Genomic DNA, 20,222 nt, shown 5'->3' with positions numbered 1-20,222 from the left:
GGCCCAATGCGAAGAGCTATGACCGTTGTCGCGTCGCTCGCGCTGGCTGGTGGCGTGCTCGCCCTCCCCGTGACCGCTTCGGCGCAGGAACGCGCGGTGATCCCGGCGTCCCACCCGGGCTGGGCAACCCCGCAGGCCAAGGTCGCCGATTCGGCGCCGTCCGCGAAGCTGAGCTTCCGGGTCTACCTGACGACGCGCGACCAGGCCGGCGCGGACGCGGCCGCCCGCGCGGTGTCCGATCCGTCCGGTCCGTCCTTCCGTCAGTACCTGTCACCGGACCAGGTGCGCGACCGGTTCGCGGCGAGCGACGCCACGCTCGGTGCGGTGCGGGACTGGTTGTCCGGCAGCGGGTTCGCGATCGGCGACATCCCGCCGAACCGGGCCTACGTCGAAGCCACCGGCACCACCGGCCAGGTGGAGCAGGCGTTCGGCGTGGATCTGGCGCGCTACCGCGTCGAGGGCCAGGTGCTGCGCGCCGCGGACCGGGAGTTGTCGGTGCCCGCCGCGCTGTCCGCCGACGTGCTCGGTGTGATCGGCGTCGACCAGGCCACAGCGCTGATGAAGCCGGCCATCACGGACGGTTCGCCGTCCGACGTGCCGCCGCCGGCGGGCTTCCGCAACGCCCGGCCGTGCAGCGCCTACTACGGCGAGAAGATCGACACAACCGACCCGGCGTACCACGGCCTGCAGCGGCCCTACGCGCCGTGCGGCTACACGCCCGCCCAGCTGCGGTCGGCCTACGGGGTGGACGGGGTGCGCGCGGACGGCACCGGCACGACGGTGGCGATCGTGGACGCGTTCGCTTCACCGACGCTGTACGCGGACGCAGCAGAGTACGCGCGCCGCAACGACCCGGGGCACCCGCTGCGGCCGTCGCAGTTCGCGCAGCAGGTCTTCCCGGCCAACGTCGACCAGGAGCCGCCGGACCAGTGCGACGCGGCGGGCTGGTACGGCGAGCAGACGCTGGACGTCGAGGCGGTGCACGCGATGGCGCCGGGGGCGAAGATCCTCTACGTCGGCGGATCCGACTGCCAGGACGCGTCGCTCGACGAGGCCCTGAACTGGATCGTCGCCGGGCACCGCGCGGACATCATCTCCAACTCCTACGGCGACGCGGGTGAGGACATCCCGGCCGCCGAAGTGCGGGTGTGGACGCAGATCGCACAACAGGCGGCGCTTGAGGGCATCGGCGTGTACTTCTCGTCCGGCGACAACGGCGACGAGGCCGCGCGGCTCGGCGCGCCGTCGGCGGACTTCCCGGCGTCGGACTCGTGGGTGACCGCGGTCGGCGGGACGAGCCTCGCGATCGGCAAGGACGGCCGGACGGTGTTCGAAACCGGCTGGGAGACCGGCAAGAGCACGCTCACGGGCGGCGCGTACACCCCGCCCTACCCGGGTGCCTACACCTCCGGTTCCGGCGGCGGCACGAGCGTGCTGTTCGACGAGCCGTTCTACCAGAAGGGTGTCGTGCCGGACGCGCTCGCGGCGCAGAACCAGCACGGCAAGGCGCGCGGCCGGGTGGTGCCGGACATCTCCGCGGTCGGCGACCCGAACACCGGTTTCCTGATCGGGCAGACGCAGACCTTCCCCGACGGCGTCCACTACGACCAGTACCGCATCGGCGGCACGAGCCTTGCGTCGCCGGTGCTCGCCGGGATCATGGCCGTGTCGGACAGCCTGACCGGGTTCCACCACGGGTTCGTCAACCCGGTGCTCTACCAGGTGGCCGCGCGCACCCCGGCGGTGCGGGACGTGCAGCACGTCGACGCGGCGGTGATGCGGGTCGACTACGTCAACTCGGTGGACGCCTCGGGTGGCCTGGTCACCTCGGCGCGTGATCTCGACTGGCCGGACCTGTCGATCCACACCACGCCCGGGTACGACGACGTGACCGGGCTGGGGGTGCCGAACGGGCTCGCGTTCCTGCTCCTGCCGTAGCGGGACCGCCGTGGCGGCTGCCGGGAACCCGGTGGCCGCCACGGTAAGGTTCGACCACATGGCGCACGAGCTGGTCACCGTCTGCCTGCCGCCCGACGCGCACCGGGACCTGCGGGCCGCGCTCGAGGAGGCGATGGCCCCGTTCGACATGAACGGTGACCCGGCCCCGCGCGAGGGCGAGTGGGACCACTGGTGGATCGGCCGGTCCGGCGACGTGTTCGACGTGCACCCCGGTCACGAGGACGATCCGCGCCTGGTCCGGGCGCTGGTGGACTCCTTCGGCGAGCCGCGCGAGTGGGTTCCCGGGACGTGCGACGGGGGCCCGCGGGGACTGCTCGACTTCGCGGGTATGCGCACCCGCGCCGCGCGGCTGGCGTCGCAGTTCGGCATCCCGTTCAACCAGCGAACCCCGAAGCGGGTGGTCGCCACGGAGAACCTGCTGACCCTGGACGGTACGTGGATCTACCACGACGACCAGGTGCCCCGGGCCGGGATGGGGTACGTCGAGTTCGCCAACTCCTACCTCGACGAGCTGGCCCCGGAAACGATGGTCGTGCGGCTGCGGATCCACTGCTGATCACGGGGTTTCCTCGTGCCGAAGCCGTCGCACCGGGTGAAACGCCGCCCCGGAATCACAGCAACCCGGCCTCCGACGCCTTCCCGATCGCCTCCACCCGGTTGCGCGCCCCCAGTTTGTGCAGTGCCGACTGGAGGTAGGTCTTCACCGTGTTCCGGGTCAGGCCGGTGGTGTCCGCGATCTCCGGGTTGGTCTGCCCCTGGGCGGCCAGCCGCAGCACCTCGTACTCCCGCCGGGTCAGGCCGCTGCGCGCCAGCGCATCGGACCGCGACGGGTGGTCGGGCATGATCCGCGGGTCCACCACCCGCTCCCCGCGCAGCACCCGCCGCAGCGCCGACACCAGGTCGGTGCCGGTCACGTCCTTGAGCAGGCACCCGTGCGCCCCCGCGTCCAGCGCCGCCAGCAACCCCTGGTGATCACCGTGCGCGGTGAACACCACGATCCGCCCGGACGGGTGGACCTGCCGCAGCCCGGCGATGACCTCGGGCGCGAGCATGTCCGGCAAGCGGAGGTCGAGCAGGATGAGATCCGGCCGCAGCAGTCCGACCTGGGCGAGCGCACCCCGGCCGGACTCCGCGCTGCCGATCAGCTCCAGCGACGGCTCGGCCCGCAGCAACAGGGTGACCCCGTCGCGGACCACGGGGTGGTCGTCGACCACCAGGACCGTCGCGGTCATGGCACCTCGGGCACCCAGGCCCGCAGCGTGCAGCCGCCGTCCTCGTCCCGGACCAGGCTCACCCGCCCGCCCATCCGCGCCGCCCGTTCGGCCAGGGAACGCAGCCCCACCCCGGTTCCGGAGGCGGAGTCACCGGAACCGGTGCCGTCATCGGCAACGACCACCTGCACGCCGCCCGCACTCGGCCCGAGGCTGACCACGACCGAGCACGCGTGCGCGTGCTTTTCGACGTTGAGCAGCCCTTCCCGCACCGCGCACACCAGCAACGCGGTGCGCTCGCCGTCCAGTGGCCGCACCGGCGCGAGCTGCACGAAGCGTGCCGGCAGCCCGCAGCGCGACTCGAACGAGCGGCAGTGCTCGGCCAGTTCCACCGGCAGCGCCCGCTCCGGAGTGGACTCCGACAACGACAGCAACGACTCGCGCAGCGCCCGTGACGCCGCCGAGACGTCACCCTCGAGCCGGCACAACCGGCCTTCCAGCACCGGGTCACCGGCCACGTCCTGGTGCAGGTTGCGCACCTGCACGCCGATCGAGAACAACAGCGCGCCGACCGAATCGTGCAGCGCGCTCTGCATCCGCCGCCGCTCCGCGGAGATCGCGTCGGCCCGGCCGGACTCGGCGATGCCCGCCAGCTTGAGCGCGGACGCGGCCTGCTCGGCGATGCCTTCGAGGCGGCGCACCGCGTCGTCGCCGAAGTCGGCCGGTTCGCGCATGGCGGCGTAGGCGATCGCCAGGGTTTCCGCCTCGCCCCCGGCACGGCCGATGATCGGCACGGTGAGCAGCGCGGCGAGCCCCTCACCGGCGACCTGCGCGTCGAACTGGTGCGTGATGGTCGGCGCGCTCAGGTAGTCCGACACCCGCACCGGCCGGCCGGAGGCCAGGACCCGGCCGCCGACCCCTTGCCCGGTGGGCACCACGAGGTTCTGGAGCGCGTCGGTCTTGTTCCCGGCCATCCACCGGATCACCGCCGTGCCCGGGCGTTCCAGCTCGCCCACGAACGCGGCGTGCACGCCCAGCGCTTCGCGGATCAGGTGCGCGGTGCCCTGCAGCGCCATCACCCGGTCGAGGGTGCCGAGTAGTCCCTCGCGTTCGCGCAACAGCTCGTCGAGCACGTCGCTGTGCTCGACGGCACGGTCCGCGGCGACACGCTGCTCTGCGGTCACCTGCCCACGATCGCACACCCGGCGGCGTGCGGACATCCCCTCCTGGAGAGGGCACGGTTGCGCAAAGGTCCGGCAAACCTCTCCAGGTGGGGGTGCCGGACGGGCGGGGGCCGATCAACGATTGCCGCCACCGAGAGTGACACCGGTCACACGATCGGAGGAGGCGGGTGCCCACCGTGTTGAACGTCCGAGACCTGCACGTCCGCTACGGCCGCTCGGTCGCCGCCCTGCACGGCGTCGACCTGACCGTGCCCGAGGACGGGGTCCTCGCCGTCCTCGGCGGCAACGGCGCCGGCAAGTCCACGCTGCTGCGCACCATTTCCGGGACGCTCAAACTGCACCGCGGCGTGGTCACCCGCGGTGAGGTCCGGCTCGGCGACACCCGGATCGACCGGCTCGACCCGGCCGCGATCGTCCGGCTCGGCGTGGTCGGCGTGCCCGAAGGGCGCCAGATCTTCACGCGCATGTCCGTCGAGGAGAACCTGCGCGCGGGCGGAATCTCGGCGTCCGCGGAGCAGCGGGTCAAGGCCCGCGAGCGCGTGCACGAGCTGTTCCCGGTGCTGGCCGAGCGCGCCCGGCAGCGCGCCGGGCTGCTCTCCGGCGGCGAGCAGCAGATGCTCGCGATCGGCCGGGCGCTGATGTCCGCACCGCGCGTGCTGCTGCTGGACGAGCCTTCACTGGGACTCGCGCCCAAGGTGGTGACCCAGATCAGCGCCATCATCCGGGAGATCCACGCGCAGGGCACCGCGGTCGTGCTGGTCGAGCAGAACGCCGTGATGGCGCTGAGCGTCGCCGACCACGCGGCGGTGCTCGAGGTGGGCCGGGTCGCGCTGGCCGGCCGGTCCGACGAGCTGTCCCGCAGCGAGGACGTGCGGCGCCTGTACCTGGGCGGGCACGCGCGATCCGAGGCGGCAGCCGAGCCACGCAAGCACGTCCTGTCGAGGTGGGGCGGATGATCCCGGAACTGCGCGTCGAGCACCTCACGCTCCGCTTCGGTGGCCTGACCGCGCTGGAGGACGTCTCGTTCACCGTGCGGCCGGGTTCGCTGCACGCCCTGATCGGCCCGAACGGCGCCGGGAAGTCCAGTTGTTTCAACGTGATCGGCGGCCTCTACCGGGCCACGGAGGGCCGGGTCCGGCTGGGTGACACCGAGCTGACCGGCCTGCGCCCGCACCGGATGGCCGCGCTCGGCGTCGGCCGCGCCTTCCAGAACGCGGCCCTCTCGCCCGGGTCGAGCGTGCTGGACAACGTGATGCTCGGCCGGCACGCCCTCACCCGCGGCGGTTTCCTGGAATGCGCGCTGCGCGCCCCGTGGATCGTGCGGGCCGAACGCAGGCACACCCGGCGGGCCACGGAGATCTGCGAGTTCCTCGGCATCGGGCACCTGCTGCACACCCCGGTGGCCGCGCTGCCCTACGGCCAGGTCAAACGGGTCGACATCGCCCGCGCGCTGGCCGTGGAACCGGTCCTGCTGATGCTGGACGAGCCGGCCGCGGGCATGACCGCGGCGGAGACGGCCGATCTGGCCGAGACGGTCCGGGCGGTGCGCGACGAGCTGGGCATCTCGATCCTGCTGGTGGAGCACGACATGGGCCTGGTGATGGGTATCGCCGACCGGGTCACGGTGCTCGACTTCGGCCGCCGCATCGCCGACGGCCCGCCCGATGAGGTGCAGCGGGATCCGGAAGTGGTCCGGGCGTACCTGGGAACGGAGGCCGCGTGATGCACACGTTCCTGCAGCTGGCGGTGAACGGCCTCGGCAAGGGCGCGGTCTACGCGCTGCTCGCACTGGGATTCGTGATCATCTTCAAGGCCACCGAGGTGATCAACTTCGCGCACGGCTCGCTGGTGCTCTTCGGCGGCTACCTGGTGGTGGTGACCCGCGAGTCGCTGGGCTGGCTCGGCGCCTCGCTGGTCGGCGTCGCCGGCGCCGGACTGCTCGCGGTGGTGGTGGAACGGCTGCTGCTGTCCCGCACCAAGCTGGCCGACCCGAACAGCCTGGCGCTGCTCACGATCGGCGTGGACGTGATCGTGGCCGAGGAGATCGTGCGGCGGCTCGGCGTCGGCGTGCCGTTCCTCGGCGAGGCGTGGGACGCCAAGCCGATCCAGGTCGGTGGCATCACGTTGTTCCGCACGCACCTGGTCGCGATGGCCGTGGCCGCGGTGCTGATCACCGCCTTCTACCTGGCGTTCAAGTTCTCCAACTGGGGGGTCGCGATGCGCGCGCAGGCGGAGAACCGGGAGGCCGCCGCGCTGATGGGCATCCGCAGCCGGCAGGTGACGATGACCGCGTGGCTCGTCGCGGGACTGCTGGCCGGGGTCGCCGTGCTGTTCCTGGCCACGCAGGACTTCTCCGGCGCCGGCCTGTCCCGTGGCACGCATTCGATCGCGCTGGCCGCGTTCCCGGCCGCCATCCTGGGCGGACTCGACTCGACCGTGGGCGCGATCGTCGGCGGCCTGATCGTCGGCCTGGTCGAGGCACTGTCCGCGCAGTACATCTCGTTCGACTTCTCCAAGAGCGCGGTGTTCCTGGTCATGCTCCTGGTGCTGGTGGTCCGGCCGTCCGGCCTGTTCGGAACGAGGGAGAGCACCCGTGTCTGACCTCGCGATGCGGGCGACGGTCGCCGGCGCGACCGCGAACGCCCCGGCGAAACCGCTCCGCTGGCTGCGGTGGTCCGCGTGGCTGGTCCTGCTGGTGGTGCTGCTGGCGCTGCCGCTGTACGTGGGCTCCGAGTGGCTCAAGGCCGGGCAGTGGATGATGACCGGCGCGGTCGGCGCGATCGGGCTGACCATGCTGGTGGGCCAGGCCGGTCAGCTGTCCCTGGCGCACGCGTTCTTCCTGCTCGCCGGCGGCACCACCTACACCGTGCTGGCGAGCGGAACGGAAGACGGCAGGGTGGTCGGGTTCGGCGTGGACCCGCTGCTGGCGCTGCTCGCCGCGGTGGCGGTCACCGCGCTGCTGGGCCTGGCGTTCGCGCCCGTGTCCGGGCGGCTGCGCGGCATCTACCTGGGCGTGGCGTCGCTGTCGCTGGTGTTCATCGGCCTCTACTTCGGACAGTCCGCGGACCGGCTGACCGGCGGTACCTCCACCGGCCGCACCCCGGCGCCGTTCGCGCTGTTCGGATTCACCTTCGACAACTCGGGCAGCCTGGTGGTGCTCGGTGTGCCGCTGCGGCAGGCCGAACGCCTGTGGTACCTGTACCTGGCCCTGACGGTGATCGCGTTCGTGCTGGCACGCGGTGCGGTACGGAGCCGGGTCGGGCGGTCCTGGCGGGCGGTACGTGACCACGAGGCGTCGGCCGCGGCGATGGGCGTCAACGTGGCGTGGGCCAAGGCCGGCGCGTTCGCGGTGTCCTCCGCCTACGCCGGGCTGGCCGGCGTGATGACGGTGCTGTGGTTCGACATCCTCAAGCCGGACGAGAACGAGTTCGGTACCTACGGCATCAACGTCTCGATCGCCTACCTGGCGATGGTGATCATCGGCGGCCTCGGCTCGATCGGGGGCGCCCTGGTCGGCGCGCTCATCGTGTTCGGGCTGCCGCAGGTGCTCTCGCTGTACTCGAACCAGCTGGGGATCTTCACCGGGAGCGGCGCGGGCGCGGTCACCCCGATCCTCGTCAGCACCTTCGTCTACGGCGCCGCGATCATCCTGGTCGTGCTCTTCGAGCCGGGCGGGCTCGCGGCGATCGGGCGCCGGATCACCGGCGGCCTGCACGCGCAACGCAAGAAGGAAGGAACGTCCCGATGAAGCGACGGCTTTCCCTGGTCCTCGCGGCGATGCTGGTCGTCGCCGCGTGCGGCACGAAGGCGGGCGATCAGGGATCGTCCGGCTCGGACGCCTCCGGCGTCAAGACCGACCTCGGGGTCACCGCGAACGAGATCACCCTCGGCGTGATGAGCGACCTGACCGGTCCGTTCAAGAACCTGTCCATCGGCATCACGCACGGCAACCAGTTGTGGGCCAACGACTTCAACGCCGCCGGTGGTGTGTGCGGCCGGCAGGTCCGGCTGGAGGTCGTGGACCACGGCTACAAGGCCGACCAGGCGAAGACCCTGTACCCGCAGCTGGAGCCCAAGGTGCTCGGGTTCGTCCAGGTGGTCGGGTCGCCGATCATGGCGGCGCTCAAGCAGAACATCAAGTCCGACAAGGTGACCACCACTCCGGCGTCCTGGTCCTCGGAGCTGCTGGACAACCCGTACGTGATGATCGTCGGCACGACCTACGACGTGGAGATGATCGACGGCTTGTCCTACCTGCATGAACAGGGGATGATCAAGGACGGCGACACCGTCGCGCACATCTACATCGACGGCGAGTACGGCGCGAACGGCCTGCGCGGGTCGCAGTACTACGCGCAGAAGCACGGCCTGAACCTGCGCGAGGTCAAGATCACCTCGTCGGACAACGACCTGACCAACATCGTCACCGGCCTGCGCGGCGAGGGTGTCAAGGCGATCCTGCTGACCACCACCCCGGCGCAGACCGGTTCGGTGGCCGCGGCGAACAAGGCGCTCGGGCTGAACGTCCCGGTGCTGGGCAACAACCCCACGTTCGACCCGGTGCTGCTGAACAGCCCGGCCGCGAACGCGCTGGACCGGCTGTACGTGGTGGCCAGCAGCGTGCCGGTCGCCGCCGACATCCCGAAGGCGAAGGAGGTGCTCGGGAAGTACCAGGCGGCCAAGTTCCCGGAGCCGCCGAACGCCGGCGTGCCCTACGGCTACGCGGTGGCCGAGGTGTGGGGCACGGTGCTGAAGAAGGCCTGCGACAACAAGGACCTGACCCGCGACGGCATCCTGCGGGCGTTGCAGCAGACCACTTCGGCCGACACCGGCAACCTGGTGGCCCCGCTGGACTTCTCCAAGCCGGGCGCACCGCCGACCCGCGAGGTCTACGTGGCGCAGCCGGACGGGAGTTCGGTGGGCGGCATCAAGTACGTGAAGCCGCTGTTCGAAGCCGCGGACGCCAAGGACTACGTGGCGCCGCACCAGAAGTGAGCGAACCCGGCCGGGCCGTCGTGACGGCCCGGCCGGGTCCTCAGTGGACCATGGCCGCGCGCACCACGCGGCCACCGGCGGCGGTCGTGACGCCGACCGCGATCACCACGCCGAGCACGACGCTCAGCAGGTACGGGCCGGCCGCGAACGCGGCGGCCACACCGCCGGTCTTGACGATCGAGAACGGGATGACGCACACGACCGCGCCCACCACCGCGGCGATGACGCTGACGAGCGTCGCCGCGACGATCTCCCGCAGCAGCATTCCGCGGGTCTGTCCCGCCGTGGACCCGATCAGCGACATCGCGCCGAACTCCTCGCTCCGCCGGCCGAGCGCGGCCACCAGGTTGTTGGTGAGCGCGATCGCCATGAACACCGCGATCAGGACCACCACGAGGTAGTTGATCGACGCCAGCACCTGCGCCGTGCTGCCCGCGACCGAGTGCTGGTTCTCGATGCCCTGCATGCTGAGCGTGCCGGCGGACACCCCGACGAGCAGCGTGAGGAACGTGACCGCGGGCCGCACCCGCTCCGGTGCCGCGGCGAGGTTGATCGCCGCGAGGTGGCCCGCCGCGCCGCGCGGCAACGCGGACAGAGCACGCAGCACCCGGTTCGCCACGCCGACGAGTTCCGGCGCGAGCACCGCCAGCCCGATCGCGGTGAGCACCGTGGCCGGCCCGGTCATCGCGGTCGTGGCGATGTTGTCCGCGTCCAGGCCGAGCACCGCCGACGCCGAACCGACACCCGCGACGAGCACCACCACCGCGATGATCCGCCGCGGAGACCGGCCGGACCGCTTGCCCCGCGCCGGGCCCGCGCTCTCGACCGGACTGCGCCCGGCTGTGCTGCGGCTGCCGATCCAGGCCGCCACCACGGTCGCAACCAGCACGACCAGGACGCCGAGCAGGGGCAGCCCGAGCCCCGGCGAGTACACCGAGGCCGGATCGATCAGCCCGGAGGACCGCACCGCGGTCAGCACGATCCAGCCGAGCAGGTAGCCCGCGCCCAGGCCGGGCAGCAACGCCACCGCGGAGACGGCGAAGGTCTCGGCCGAGACCATCACCTGCACCTGGCGGGGTGTCGCCCCGATCAACCGCAGGCCGCCGATCTCACCGGTCCGTCCGCTCAGGGTCACGCTGACCGTGGAGACCATCGCGAACAGCACGATCGCCACCACCCAGCCGCCCATGATCACCGGGAACTCGGTGAGGAACGGCCGGTCGGCGGCCGCGGTGGTGTCCGCGAGCCCGGTGCCCAGGAGCGCGGTCATCGCGGTGACCAGCCCCATCCCGATCAGCGCCACCAGGCCGGTGGCGATGGCCGCGCCCCGGTGGTGGCGGAACAGCCGCAGTGCGAGACCCACCACGTCAGCTCACCCCCATCGCGGCGCGCTCGGCGGACTCGACCAGCGTCGCCATCCGGCTCGCCACCGCCGCCGCGGACGGCCGGTCGAGGCGGTCGACGATCAGGCCGTCGGCGAGGAACAGCACCCGGTCGGAGAACGACGCGGCGACCGGGTCGTGGGTGACCATGATGATCGTCTGGCCCCGGTCGGCGAGCCCGCGCAGCAGGCTGAGGACCTCGCGGGCGCTGCGGATGTCCAGCGCCCCGGTGGGCTCGTCTGCGAAGACGACCTCCGGGTCGGTGATCAGCGCCCGCGCCACCGCGACGCGTTGCTTCTGCCCGCCGGAGAGCTGGTCCGGCCGGTGCCCGCCGCGCTGCGCGAGGCCGACGCCGGCGAGCATCGCCTCGGTCCGCTTCGGATCCGGACGGCGACCGTCCAGCCGCAGCGGCAGTTCCACGTTCTCCCTGGCGGTCAGCGCCGGGAGCAGGTTGAACGCCTGGAACACGAACCCGATGCGCCGGCGGCGCAACTCCGCCAGCTTGGTCTCGCCGAGCCCGGCCAGGCTCTCGCCGTTGAGCTCGACGCTGCCCGCGGTCGGGGTGCGCAGCCCGGCCGCGCTGTGCAGCAGCGTCGTCTTGCCCGATCCGGACGGTCCCATGATCGCCAGGAACGATCCTCGTTCGGCGTCGAGATCGACGCCGCGCAGGGCGTCGACCGGCCCCGCCTCTCCCTCGAACCTGCAGCGCAGCCCCCTGATGCGCACGGCTGGAGTGCCCATGGTGATGATCCCCTTCGATGTGATGAACGGTCGTTTTAAACGAACGTACACATGATACGTTAGCAGACGTGGGACATCGAGAGAATTTGCTGACAGCGGCCCGCGGATGCCTCCTTCGCGTCGGGTACGCGCGCACGACCGCACGGGACCTGGCAGCCGCGTCAGGTGCGAACCTGGCGTCGATCAACTACCACTTCGGGTCCAAGGACGAGCTGCTCACACGCGCGCTGCACGAACTGAACACCGAATGGGGTGAACTGCTCTTCCAGGCGCTCGGCGACGGCGACACCCACGAGGCGCTGTGGGAGCGGATCATCGAGTCGGTCCGCGGCAACCGGCAGCTGTGGTTCGTCAACTTCGAGGGGGTCGCCTACCTCCAGCACGACGCGAAGATCCGGGAGATGACCGCGCAGGCGCAGCAGGCGGCCCGCACGGCACTGGCCAGGGCCTTCGGCGGTCTAGGCCCGGATGCCGACCCGGAACGGGTCCGGATCGTGGGCTCGCACTACTACTCGCTGCTCGTCGGCGTCGCCCTGCAGTGGCTGACCGACCCCGCGCACGCACCGTCGGCGGCGGAGATCGTCGCCGCCGACCAGCACACGCACGTCTAGCGGTGTGCCGCGGAGCGGAACGCGGTGCTTGCGGTCCGCGGGCCCGGCCACGAGAGTTCGGGCCATGGATGCGACAGCGGTACGCGAGGCGGCCGACCTCCTGCTGCAGGCCTACGCGGCGGGCAAGCCGATCGGTCCCCTGATCGAGACCTACCCGGAGGCGACGGTCGAGGACGCCTACCGGATCCAGCTCGACCAGGTGCGCGTGTGGACCGAGGGCGGCGCGGAGGTCAAGGGCCACAAGGTGGGCCTGGCCTCGGCGGCGATGCAGCGGCAGATGGGCGTGGACCAGCCGGACTACGGGCACCTCACCGGCGGCATGTTCCACCTCGAGCACCAGCCGATCCCGGCCGGCGGCTTCCTCCAGCCGCGGATCGAACCCGAGATCGCGTTCGTGCTGGGGCGGAAGCTGTCCGGACCGGGCGTGACCGTGGCCGACGCCGTGCGCGCGGTCGACTTCGTGCTCCCGGCGCTGGAGATCGTCGACTCCCGGATCGCGGACTGGCGCATCTCGATCGTGGACACCATCGCCGACAACGCCTCCTCCGGCGGAGTGGTGCTGGGCAGCCGGCCGACCGCACTGTCGTCGGTGGACCTTCGGCTCGCCGGGTGCACCCTGCACGCCAACGGGGAGCTCGCCGCCACCGGGGCGGGCGGCGCGGTGCTCGGATCACCGCTGAACGCGCTGGTGTGGCTGGCGAACACGGTCGGCCCGCTGGGCGTCGACCTGGAGCCGGGCCACGTCGTGCTGCCCGGTTCGATGACCAGGGCGATCCCGGTGCGGGCCGGGGACACGGTGGTGGCCACGGTGGCCGGGCTGGGCAGTGTGACCGCGGTGTTCGCGGGCGGGGAGGACGCATGACCGGGTGGAGCATCGCCGAGGCGGCACGGGTGCTGCTGGCGGCGGAGGACGCGGGCGCGGCGCGCGGGCCGATCACCGCGGAATGGCCGGGGCTGGACGTGCGCACCGCATACGCCGTCCAGGACGAGGCGCTGCGGTTGCGGCTGGCCCGCGGCGAGAAGCTGATCGGGATCAAACTGGGGTTGACGTCCCGGCCGCAGCAGGAGCGCATGGGCGTGGACCGTCCCGTGCTGGCCTGGCTCACCGACGCCATGGTGCTGCCTGCCGCGGACCCGCTGCCGCGGCTGATCCACCCGCGCGCCGAGCCGGAGATCGTGTTCGTGCTGGGTGAACGCCTCGCCGGGCCCGGTGTCACCGCGGCGGTGGCGATGGGCGCGGTGGACCGGATCCACGGCGGGATCGAGGTCATCGACTCGCGTTACCAGGACTTCCGGTTCGCCGCACCGGACACCATCGCGGACAACGCGTCGTCGAGCGTGTTCCGCGTCGGTCCGGTCGGGGTCGCGCCGTCCGGGCTGGATCTGTCCCTCCAGGCGTGCCTGCTGGAGGTCGACGGGGCGATCGTGGACAGCGCCACCGGGGCGGCGGTGCTCGGCCATCCGGGTGAAGCGCTGGCGCTGGCGGCGAACACGCTGGCGGAACGGGGGCTGGCGCTGGAGGCCGGGTGGATCGTGCTGACCGGCGGGCTGACGGAGGCCGTCCCCGTCGAGGCGGGCTCGCGCATCGCGGCGCACTTCACCGATCTCGGGTCGGTGACGGTATCCGGCTGAGCGCCCGGCCCGGGACGCGGTCGGCACCCGTTCGTAACACCTTGATTACTTGATCGGCTCGCCACCCGATCCGGTGAATCGATCACCGGCCCGACCGGATCGGTGTTCGCGCAGGTCAACGGCGGGGCGGGAGGCACTTCCACACCGGGGGCTGCGCCGTCAACGCCCCTATGGCATATGCCACGAGTCCGGTCGGCGTATATCGATCACGGCGAATTCACATTACTGTCATAAGACCCGGCGAACCCGGGGGTAACTGGCGCGCCGCGGGGACCCGCCCACCACGACCCGGGACACGCTGATGCGCGCCAGCGGCCCGACGACGTGCCGACCGCGGCCACCCGATGACGTGTGGCCGGTGTAGGTGAGTCCTGCCCTCGTTCGGGCGACTCCTACCTCTGCTCCCGACTGACCATCGCGCAGGAGGGCCGCTGTGTTAGCAGCGCCCGCGCCGCGCCCACGTGTGAGGAGACGGCCAGCCGTGACCCGCCCCAGTGTTCGCAAGCCAGACGGCTTGTACGACGCGCAATACGAGCACGATGCCTGCGGTGTCGCGTTCGTCGCCGACATGTCCGGCCGACGCAGCCACGACATCGTGACCAAGGCCCTCACGGCCCTGCGCAACCTGGAACACCGTGGCGCCAGAGGAGCCGAACCGGAGACCGGCGACGGCGCGGGCATCCTGATCCAGGTGCCGGACGCGTTCTTCCGCGAGGTCGTCGGCTTCGACCTGCCGGAGGCCGGTCACTACGCCGTGGGCACCGCGTTCCTGCCCACCGGGGAGACCGCCCGCGGCCGCGCGATGAGCGCGATCGAGGGCATCGCCGCCGAGGAGGGCCTGCGGGTCCTGGGCTGGCGCGAGGTCCCGGTGGACCCCGAGCACGTCGGGCCGACCGCGGCCACCACGATGCCGCACTTCGCGCAGCTGTTCCTCACCTCGCACGAGGGCGTGCGCACCGGCCTGGACCTCGAGCGCGCCGCGTTCGTCGTGCGCAAACGGGCCGAGCGCCTGCTGGCCGATGAGGACGTGTACTTCCCGAGCCTGTCCGCCCGCACGATCGTCTACAAGGGAATGCTCACCGAGCCGCAGGTGCCGCGGTTCTTCCCCGACCTGACCGACGAGCGGGTGACCAGTGCCATCGGCCTGGTCCACTCCCGCTTCTCCACCAACACCTTCCCGTCGTGGCCACTGGCGCACCCCTACCGGTACGTGGCGCACAACGGCGAGATCAACACGCTGCGCGGCAACCGGAACTGGATGGACGCGCGCGAGTCGATGCTCGCCACCGACCTGATCCCCGGTGACCTCAAGCGGATCTACCCGGTCGTCACCCGCGGCGCGAGCGACTCGGCGTCCTTCGACGAGGTGCTGGAACTGCTGCACCTGGGCGGCCGCAGCCTGCCGCACGCCGTGCTGATGATGATCCCGGAGGCGTGGGAGAACCACGAGGAGATGGATCCCGCCCGGCGGGCGTTCTACGAGTTCCACTCCACCCTGATGGAGCCGTGGGACGGCCCGGCGCTGGTGTCGTTCACCGACGGCACCCAGATCGGCGCGGTACTCGACCGCAACGGCCTGCGGCCGGCCCGGTACTGGGTCACCGAGGACGGCCTGGTCGTGCTGGCCAGCGAGGTCGGCGTGCTGGAGCTGGACCAGGCGACGATCGTGCAGAAGGGCAGGCTGGAGCCGGGCCGCATGTTCCTCGTGGACACCGCGCTGGGGCGCATCGTCGACGACGAGGAGATCAAGGGACAGCTGGCCGCCGAGCACCCGTACGACGAGTGGGTCCGCCAGGGCCTGGTGCGGCTGGAGGAACTGCCCGAGCGCGAGCGCGAGGTGCCCACGCACGCCTCGCTGGTGCGCCGGCAGCAGGCGTTCGGCTACACCGAGGAGGAGCTCGACACGCTGCTGTCGCCGATGGCGCGCAGCGGCGCGGAGCCGATCGGGTCGATGGGCAACGACTCGCCGCTCGCGACGCTGTCGTCCGGCCCGCGCCCGATCTTCGACTACTTCATCCAGCTGTTCGCCCAGGTCACCAACCCGCCGCTGGACGCGATCCGGGAGGAGCTGGTGACGTCGCTGGGCACCCAGCTGGGCGCCCAGCCGAACCTGCTGGAGGCCAGCGGCGAGTCCTGCCGCCGCGTCGTCCTGCCGTTCCCGGTGCTGGACAACGACGAGCTGGCCAAGCTGGTGCACATCAACGACGACGGCGACCTGCCGGAGTTCGCCGCGGTCACCATCCACGGCCTCTACGACGTGCACGGCGGCGGGGACGCGCTGGTGGCCCGCCTGGAGGAGATCCGGACCGAGGTGTCCAACGCGATCTCCGAGGGCGCGCGGCTGATCGTGCTGTCCGACCGCGGGGTCGACGCCGACCACGCGGCGATCCCGTCGCTGCTGCTCACCGGCGCGGTGCACCACCACCTGGTGCGGCAGAAGACCCGCACCCAGGTCGGCATCATCGCCGAGACCGCCGACGCCCGCGAGGTGCACCACATCGCGCTGCTGCTCGGTTACGGCGCCGCCGCGGTGAACCCGTACCTGGCGATGGCCACGGTCGAGGAACTGGCCCGCGACGGCAAGATCCCGGGTGTCACGCCGCAGCAGGCGACCCGGAACCTGATCAAGGCGCTGGGCAAGGGCGTGCGCAAGACGATGTCGAAGATGGGAGTGTCCACTGTGGCCTCCTACACCGGCGCGCAGATCTTCGAGGCGCTCGGCCTGTCGCAGGAGGTCATCGACACCTGTTTCACCGGCACCACCTCCCGGCTGGGCGGCGTCGGCTTCGACGTGCTGCACGAGGAGGTCCGGCAGCGGCACGCCCGCGCGTTCCCGCGGGACGGGTTCCGCGCCGGCCACCGCGAGCTGGAGATCGGCTCGGACTACCAGTGGCGGCGCGAGGGCGAGCCGCACCTGTTCAACCCGCACACGGTCTTCAAGCTCCAGCACTCCACCCGCACCGGCCGCTACGAGGTGTTCAAGGAGTACACCAACGCCGTCGACGAGCAGTCGAAGAAGCTGTTCACGCTGCGCGGCCTGTTCGAGCTGAAGGAGGGCGTGCGCCCGCCGGTGCCGATCGAGGAGGTCGAGCCGGTCTCCGAGATCGTGAAGCGGTTCGCCACCGGCGCCATCTCCTACGGCTCGATCTCGCAGGAGATGCACGAAACCCTCGCGATCGCGATGAACCGGCTGGGCGGCAAGTCCAACACCGGTGAGGGCGGTGAGGACCCGGAGCGGCTCTACGACCCCGAGCGGCGCAGCGCCGTCAAACAGGTCGCCAGCGGCCGGTTCGGGGTGACCAGCGAGTACCTGGTCAACGCCGACGACATCCAGATCAAGATGGCCCAGGGCGCCAAGCCCGGCGAGGGCGGTCAGCTGCCCGGCGCGAAGGTGTACCCGTGGATCGCCAAGACGCGGCACTCCACGCCCGGTGTCGGGCTGATCTCACCGCCGCCGCACCACGACATCTACTCGATCGAGGACCTGGCGCAGCTGATCCACGACCTGAAGAACGCCAACCCGGCCGCCCGCATCCACGTGAAGCTGGTGTCCGAGGTCGGCGTCGGCACGGTCGCGGCCGGCGTGTCCAAGGCGCACGCGGACGTCGTGCTGATCTCCGGTCACGACGGCGGCACCGGCGCCTCGCCGCTGTCCTCGATCAAGCACGCCGGTGGCCCGTGGGAACTGGGCCTGGCCGAGACGCAGCAGACGCTGCTGGCCAACCGGCTGCGCGACCGGATCGTGGTGCAGACCGACGGCCAGCTCAAGACCGGCCGCGACGTGGTGATCGCCGCGCTGCTCGGCGCCGAGGAGTTCGGCTTCGCCACCGCGCCGCTGGTGGTGTCCGGCTGCATCATGATGCGGGTCTGCCACCTCGACACCTGCCCGGTGGGCGTGGCGACGCAGAACCCGAAGCTGCGCGAGAAGTTCAGCGGGAAGGCCGAGTACGTGGTGAACTTCTTCGAGTTCATCGCGCAGGAGGTGCGCGAGTACCTGGCGCGGCTGGGCTTCCGGTCGATCGAGGAGGCCGTCGGGCACGCCGAGATGCTCGACACCCGCAAGGCCGTCGACCACTGGAAGGCGCGCGGGCTGGACCTGTCGCCGATCTTCCACGTGCCCGAGCTGGAGCCGCGCGCCGCGCGGCACCAGGTGGTCGCCCAGGACCACGGCCTGGAGAAGGCGCTGGACAACACGCTGATCCAGCTCGCCGAGGGTGCGCTGAGCTCCGGCGACAAGGTGCGCCTGGAACTGCCGGTGCGCAACGTGAACCGGACCGTGGGCACCATGCTCGGGTCCGAGCTGACCAAGCGCTGGGGCGGCGAGGGCCTGCCGGACGACACGATCGACGTGACGTTCACCGGCACCGCCGGCCAGTCGTTCGGCGCGTTCGTGCCCAGGGGCATCACGCTGCGGCTGTTCGGCGACGCCAACGACTACGTCGGCAAGGGCCTCTCCGGCGGCCGGATCATCGTGCGCCCGCCGAAGGAGGCGAAGCTCGCGGCCGAGCAGAACATCATCGCCGGCAACGTGATCGGCTACGGCGCCACCAGCGGGCAGATTTTCCTGCGCGGCAGGGTCGGCGAGCGGTTCTGCGTGCGCAACTCCGGCGCGCTGGCCGTGGTCGAGGGCGTCGGTGACCACGGTTGCGAGTACATGACCGGCGGACGCGTCGTCGTGCTCGGCCCGACCGGGCGCAACTTCGCGGCCGGCATGTCCGGCGGGATCGCCTACGTGCTGGACCTGTCGCCGCTGCGGGTCAACCCGGAGATGGTCGACGTCGACCCGCTGGACGACGAGGACGTCGAGTTCCTGCGCGACGCCGTCGAGGCGCACTTCGTGGAGACCGGGTCGCCGCTGGCGCGGGCGCTGCTGGCCGACTGGGAGACCACGGTCCCCCGCTTCGGCAAGGTCATGCCCAAGGACTACAAGCGAGTCCTGGCCGCTCGGGCGGAAGCCGAGCGCGACGGCCGGGACGTGAACGAAGCCATCATGGAGGCCGCACATGGCTGACCCCAAGGGTTTTCTCACGACGCCCCGCGAGACGCCGAAGACCCGGCCGGTGCCGCTGCGGCTGCTCGACTGGCGTGAGGTGTACGAGGACTTCGCCACCAGCAAGCTGGAGAAGCAGGCCGGCCGCTGCATGGACTGCGGCATCCCGTTCTGCCACCAGGGCTGCCCGCTGGGCAACCTGATCCCGGAGTGGAACACGCTGGTCTGGAGCGACGACTGGCGCGACGCGATCGAGCGGCTGCACGCCACGAACAACTTCCCGGAGTTCACCGGGACGCTGTGCCCGGCGCCGTGCGAGACCGCCTGCGTGCTGGGGATCAACGACGACCCGGTGACGATCAAGCGGGTCGAGATCTCCATCGTGGACCGCGCCTGGGAGGAGGGCTGGATCACGCCGCAGCCCCCGGTGACGCGCACCGGCAAGAAGGTCGCCGTCGTCGGGTCCGGCCCGTCCGGCCTGGCCGCCGCCCAGCAGCTGACCCGCGCCGGGCACGAGGTGGTCGTGTTCGAGCGGGCCGACGCCATCGGCGGCCTGCTGCGGTACGGCATCCCCGAGTTCAAGATGGAGAAGCGGCGGCTGGACCGGCGCCTGGACCAGATGCGCGCCGAGGGCACCGAGTTCCGCACCGGTGTCGACGTCGGCGTGGACATCACCGCCGACGAGCTGCGGTCGTCCTACGACGCCGTCGTGCTCGCCGGGGGTGCGACCGCGTGGCGGGACCTGCCCGCGCCGGGCCGCGAGACGCCCGGGGTGTACCAGGCGATGGAGTACCTGCCGCTGGCGAACCGGGTCGCCGCCGGGGCGCTGGAGTCGTCGCCGATCTCCGCCGAGGGCAAGCACGTCGTGGTCATCGGCGGTGGTGACACCGGTGCGGACTGCGTCGGCACCGCGCACCGGCAGGGTGCGCTGTCGGTGACCCAGCTGGAGATCATGCCCCGCCCGCCCGAGTCGCGGTCGGAGGCCCACCCGTGGCCGACGTACCCGATGATCTACCGGGTGTCCTCCGCGCACGAAGAGGGCGGCGAGCGCCTGTACTCGGTGAGCACGCAGGAGTTCCTCGCCGACGACGAGGGCAACCTGCGGGCGCTGCGGCTGGTCGAGGTGCGCAACGAGGGCGGGAAGTTCGTCGAGGTCGAAGGCACCCAGCGGGAGCTGCCCGCGCAGCTGGTGCTGCTGGCGATGGGTTTCGTCGGCCCGCAGCGCGAGGGCCTGCTGGAGCAGCTCGGCGTGGAGCTGGACGCCCGCGGCAACGTGGCCCGGGACGAGAACTTCCGCACCAGTGTGGACAACGTGTTCGTGGCCGGCGACATGGGCCGCGGGCAGTCGCTGATCGTGTGGGCGATCGCCGAGGGCCGGTCCGCGGCCGCCGGGGTGGACGCCTACCTGACGGGCCGGGACGTCCTGCCGGCCCCGATCGCGCCGACGGACCGGCCGATCGCCTAGGACCCCGGGGCGGGCCGGCGCGACAACGCAGTCGCGCCGGCCCGCCCCGTGC

At 71.6% G+C, this 20,222-nt stretch carries 16 protein-coding genes; 12 read left to right on the top strand and 4 right to left on the bottom strand.

Annotated elements, in window-relative coordinates; all coding sequences use genetic code 11:
- The first annotated feature begins 18 nt into the window (after positions 1-18).
- Positions 19-1,938 carry a S53 family peptidase gene (locus tag FHX46_RS07635; protein WP_243871242.1) on the top strand — a complete coding sequence of 640 codons (1,920 nt, stop codon included), beginning with the start codon at positions 19-21 and terminating at the stop codon, positions 1,936-1,938.
- A gap of 58 nt (positions 1,939-1,996) precedes the next feature.
- On the top strand, positions 1,997-2,515 hold the full coding sequence (locus FHX46_RS07630) for a hypothetical protein (RefSeq protein ID WP_167111938.1): 519 nt from the start codon (positions 1,997-1,999) through the stop codon (positions 2,513-2,515).
- Positions 2,516-2,570: 55 nt separating this feature from the next.
- Here FHX46_RS07630 and FHX46_RS07625 read toward each other — a convergent pair whose 3' ends face one another.
- A complete protein-coding gene (locus FHX46_RS07625) occupies positions 2,571-3,191 on the bottom strand; it encodes a response regulator (protein WP_167111936.1) in 621 nt (206 codons plus the stop codon).
- Entirely contained in the window at positions 3,188-4,354 is a 1,167-nt protein-coding gene (locus FHX46_RS07620; RefSeq protein ID WP_167111935.1) for a GAF domain-containing sensor histidine kinase, read from the bottom strand. Before FHX46_RS07620 ends, FHX46_RS07625 begins: the two co-directional genes overlap by 4 nt.
- Positions 4,355-4,530: 176 nt before the next feature.
- Between FHX46_RS07620 and FHX46_RS07615 the strand changes: the two genes are divergently transcribed.
- The 5 genes from FHX46_RS07615 to FHX46_RS07595 are packed head-to-tail and all read left to right on the top strand — an operon-like array spanning position 4,531 to position 9,349.
- The gene (locus tag FHX46_RS07615) at positions 4,531-5,310 is read left to right on the top strand and encodes an ABC transporter ATP-binding protein (RefSeq protein ID WP_167121242.1); all 780 of its coding nucleotides are present in this window, start codon (positions 4,531-4,533) and stop codon (positions 5,308-5,310) included.
- A complete protein-coding gene (locus FHX46_RS07610) occupies positions 5,307-6,077 on the top strand; it encodes an ABC transporter ATP-binding protein (protein ID WP_208400048.1) in 771 nt (256 codons plus the stop codon). Before FHX46_RS07615 ends, FHX46_RS07610 begins: the two co-directional genes overlap by 4 nt.
- Positions 6,077-6,955 (top strand): branched-chain amino acid ABC transporter permease, encoded by an 879-nt coding sequence (locus FHX46_RS07605; protein WP_167121238.1) that lies wholly within the window; start codon positions 6,077-6,079, stop codon positions 6,953-6,955. The genes FHX46_RS07610 and FHX46_RS07605 overlap by 1 nt, the downstream gene beginning before the upstream one ends.
- Before the next feature lie 7 nt (positions 6,956-6,962).
- Positions 6,963-8,102, top strand: a complete 1,140-nt coding sequence (locus FHX46_RS07600) for a branched-chain amino acid ABC transporter permease (RefSeq protein ID WP_167121240.1) — start codon at positions 6,963-6,965, stop codon at positions 8,100-8,102.
- Positions 8,099-9,349: an ABC transporter substrate-binding protein gene (locus FHX46_RS07595; protein WP_167111933.1), complete on the top strand. Its 1,251-nt coding sequence runs from the start codon at positions 8,099-8,101 to the stop codon at positions 9,347-9,349. Before FHX46_RS07600 ends, FHX46_RS07595 begins: the two co-directional genes overlap by 4 nt.
- Before the next feature lie 40 nt (positions 9,350-9,389).
- Here the strand turns inward: FHX46_RS07595 and FHX46_RS07590 are convergent, their stop codons facing one another.
- Positions 9,390-10,715: an FtsX-like permease family protein gene (locus tag FHX46_RS07590; RefSeq protein WP_167111931.1), complete on the bottom strand. Its 1,326-nt coding sequence runs from the start codon at positions 10,713-10,715 to the stop codon at positions 9,390-9,392.
- Between the two features lies 1 nt (position 10,716).
- The gene (locus FHX46_RS07585) at positions 10,717-11,472 is read right to left on the bottom strand and encodes an ABC transporter ATP-binding protein (protein ID WP_167111929.1); all 756 of its coding nucleotides are present in this window, start codon (positions 11,470-11,472) and stop codon (positions 10,717-10,719) included.
- 68 nt (positions 11,473-11,540) lie between these two features.
- Between FHX46_RS07585 and FHX46_RS07580 the strand changes: the two genes are divergently transcribed.
- From FHX46_RS07580 to FHX46_RS07560, 5 genes are all read left to right on the top strand, one after another.
- Positions 11,541-12,083: a TetR/AcrR family transcriptional regulator gene (locus tag FHX46_RS07580; RefSeq protein ID WP_167111927.1), complete on the top strand. Its 543-nt coding sequence runs from the start codon at positions 11,541-11,543 to the stop codon at positions 12,081-12,083.
- A gap of 64 nt (positions 12,084-12,147) precedes the next feature.
- Positions 12,148-12,945 carry a 2-keto-4-pentenoate hydratase gene (locus FHX46_RS07575; RefSeq protein ID WP_167111925.1) on the top strand — a complete coding sequence of 266 codons (798 nt, stop codon included), beginning with the start codon at positions 12,148-12,150 and terminating at the stop codon, positions 12,943-12,945.
- Complete coding sequence (locus FHX46_RS07570) at positions 12,942-13,715, top strand: 2-keto-4-pentenoate hydratase (protein WP_167111923.1); 774 nt, start codon at positions 12,942-12,944, stop codon at positions 13,713-13,715. Before FHX46_RS07575 ends, FHX46_RS07570 begins: the two co-directional genes overlap by 4 nt.
- A gap of 481 nt (positions 13,716-14,196) precedes the next feature.
- A complete protein-coding gene (gltB, locus tag FHX46_RS07565; protein WP_167111921.1) occupies positions 14,197-18,726 on the top strand; it encodes a glutamate synthase large subunit in 4,530 nt (1,509 codons plus the stop codon).
- Entirely contained in the window at positions 18,719-20,170 is a 1,452-nt protein-coding gene (locus tag FHX46_RS07560; RefSeq protein WP_167111919.1) for a glutamate synthase subunit beta, read from the top strand. The genes gltB and FHX46_RS07560 overlap by 8 nt, the downstream gene beginning before the upstream one ends.
- The last annotated feature ends 52 nt before the right edge of the window (positions 20,171-20,222 follow it).

The organism is Amycolatopsis viridis (assembly GCF_011758765.1).
GTDB classification, from domain to species: Bacteria; Actinomycetota; Actinomycetes; order Mycobacteriales; family Pseudonocardiaceae; genus Amycolatopsis_E; species Amycolatopsis_E viridis.
The sequence above is the reverse complement of the archived record's forward strand: the minus strand, read 5'-3'. Positions and strand labels throughout refer to the sequence as shown.

Excerpts from the sequence above, each read along its gene's own strand:
- FHX46_RS07605 (WP_167121238.1), top strand. The coding sequence starts at position 6,077 with ATGCACACGTTCCTGCAGCTGGCGGTGAACGGCCTCGGCAAGGGCGCG.
- FHX46_RS07595 (WP_167111933.1), top strand. The coding sequence starts at position 8,099 with ATGAAGCGACGGCTTTCCCTGGTCCTCGCGGCGATGCTGGTCGTCGCC.
- FHX46_RS07625 (WP_167111936.1), bottom strand. The coding sequence starts at position 3,191 with ATGACCGCGACGGTCCTGGTGGTCGACGACCACCCCGTGGTCCGCGAC.
- FHX46_RS07600 (WP_167121240.1), top strand. The coding sequence starts at position 6,963 with ATGCGGGCGACGGTCGCCGGCGCGACCGCGAACGCCCCGGCGAAACCG.
- FHX46_RS07585 (WP_167111929.1), bottom strand. The coding sequence starts at position 11,472 with ATGGGCACTCCAGCCGTGCGCATCAGGGGGCTGCGCTGCAGGTTCGAG.
- FHX46_RS07560 (WP_167111919.1), top strand. The coding sequence starts at position 18,719 with ATGGCTGACCCCAAGGGTTTTCTCACGACGCCCCGCGAGACGCCGAAG.
- FHX46_RS07635 (WP_243871242.1), top strand. The coding sequence starts at position 19 with ATGACCGTTGTCGCGTCGCTCGCGCTGGCTGGTGGCGTGCTCGCCCTC.
- FHX46_RS07570 (WP_167111923.1), top strand. The coding sequence starts at position 12,942 with ATGACCGGGTGGAGCATCGCCGAGGCGGCACGGGTGCTGCTGGCGGCG.
- FHX46_RS07575 (WP_167111925.1), top strand. The coding sequence starts at position 12,148 with ATGGATGCGACAGCGGTACGCGAGGCGGCCGACCTCCTGCTGCAGGCC.
- FHX46_RS07630 (WP_167111938.1), top strand. The coding sequence starts at position 1,997 with ATGGCGCACGAGCTGGTCACCGTCTGCCTGCCGCCCGACGCGCACCGG.
- FHX46_RS07610 (WP_208400048.1), top strand. The coding sequence starts at position 5,307 with ATGATCCCGGAACTGCGCGTCGAGCACCTCACGCTCCGCTTCGGTGGC.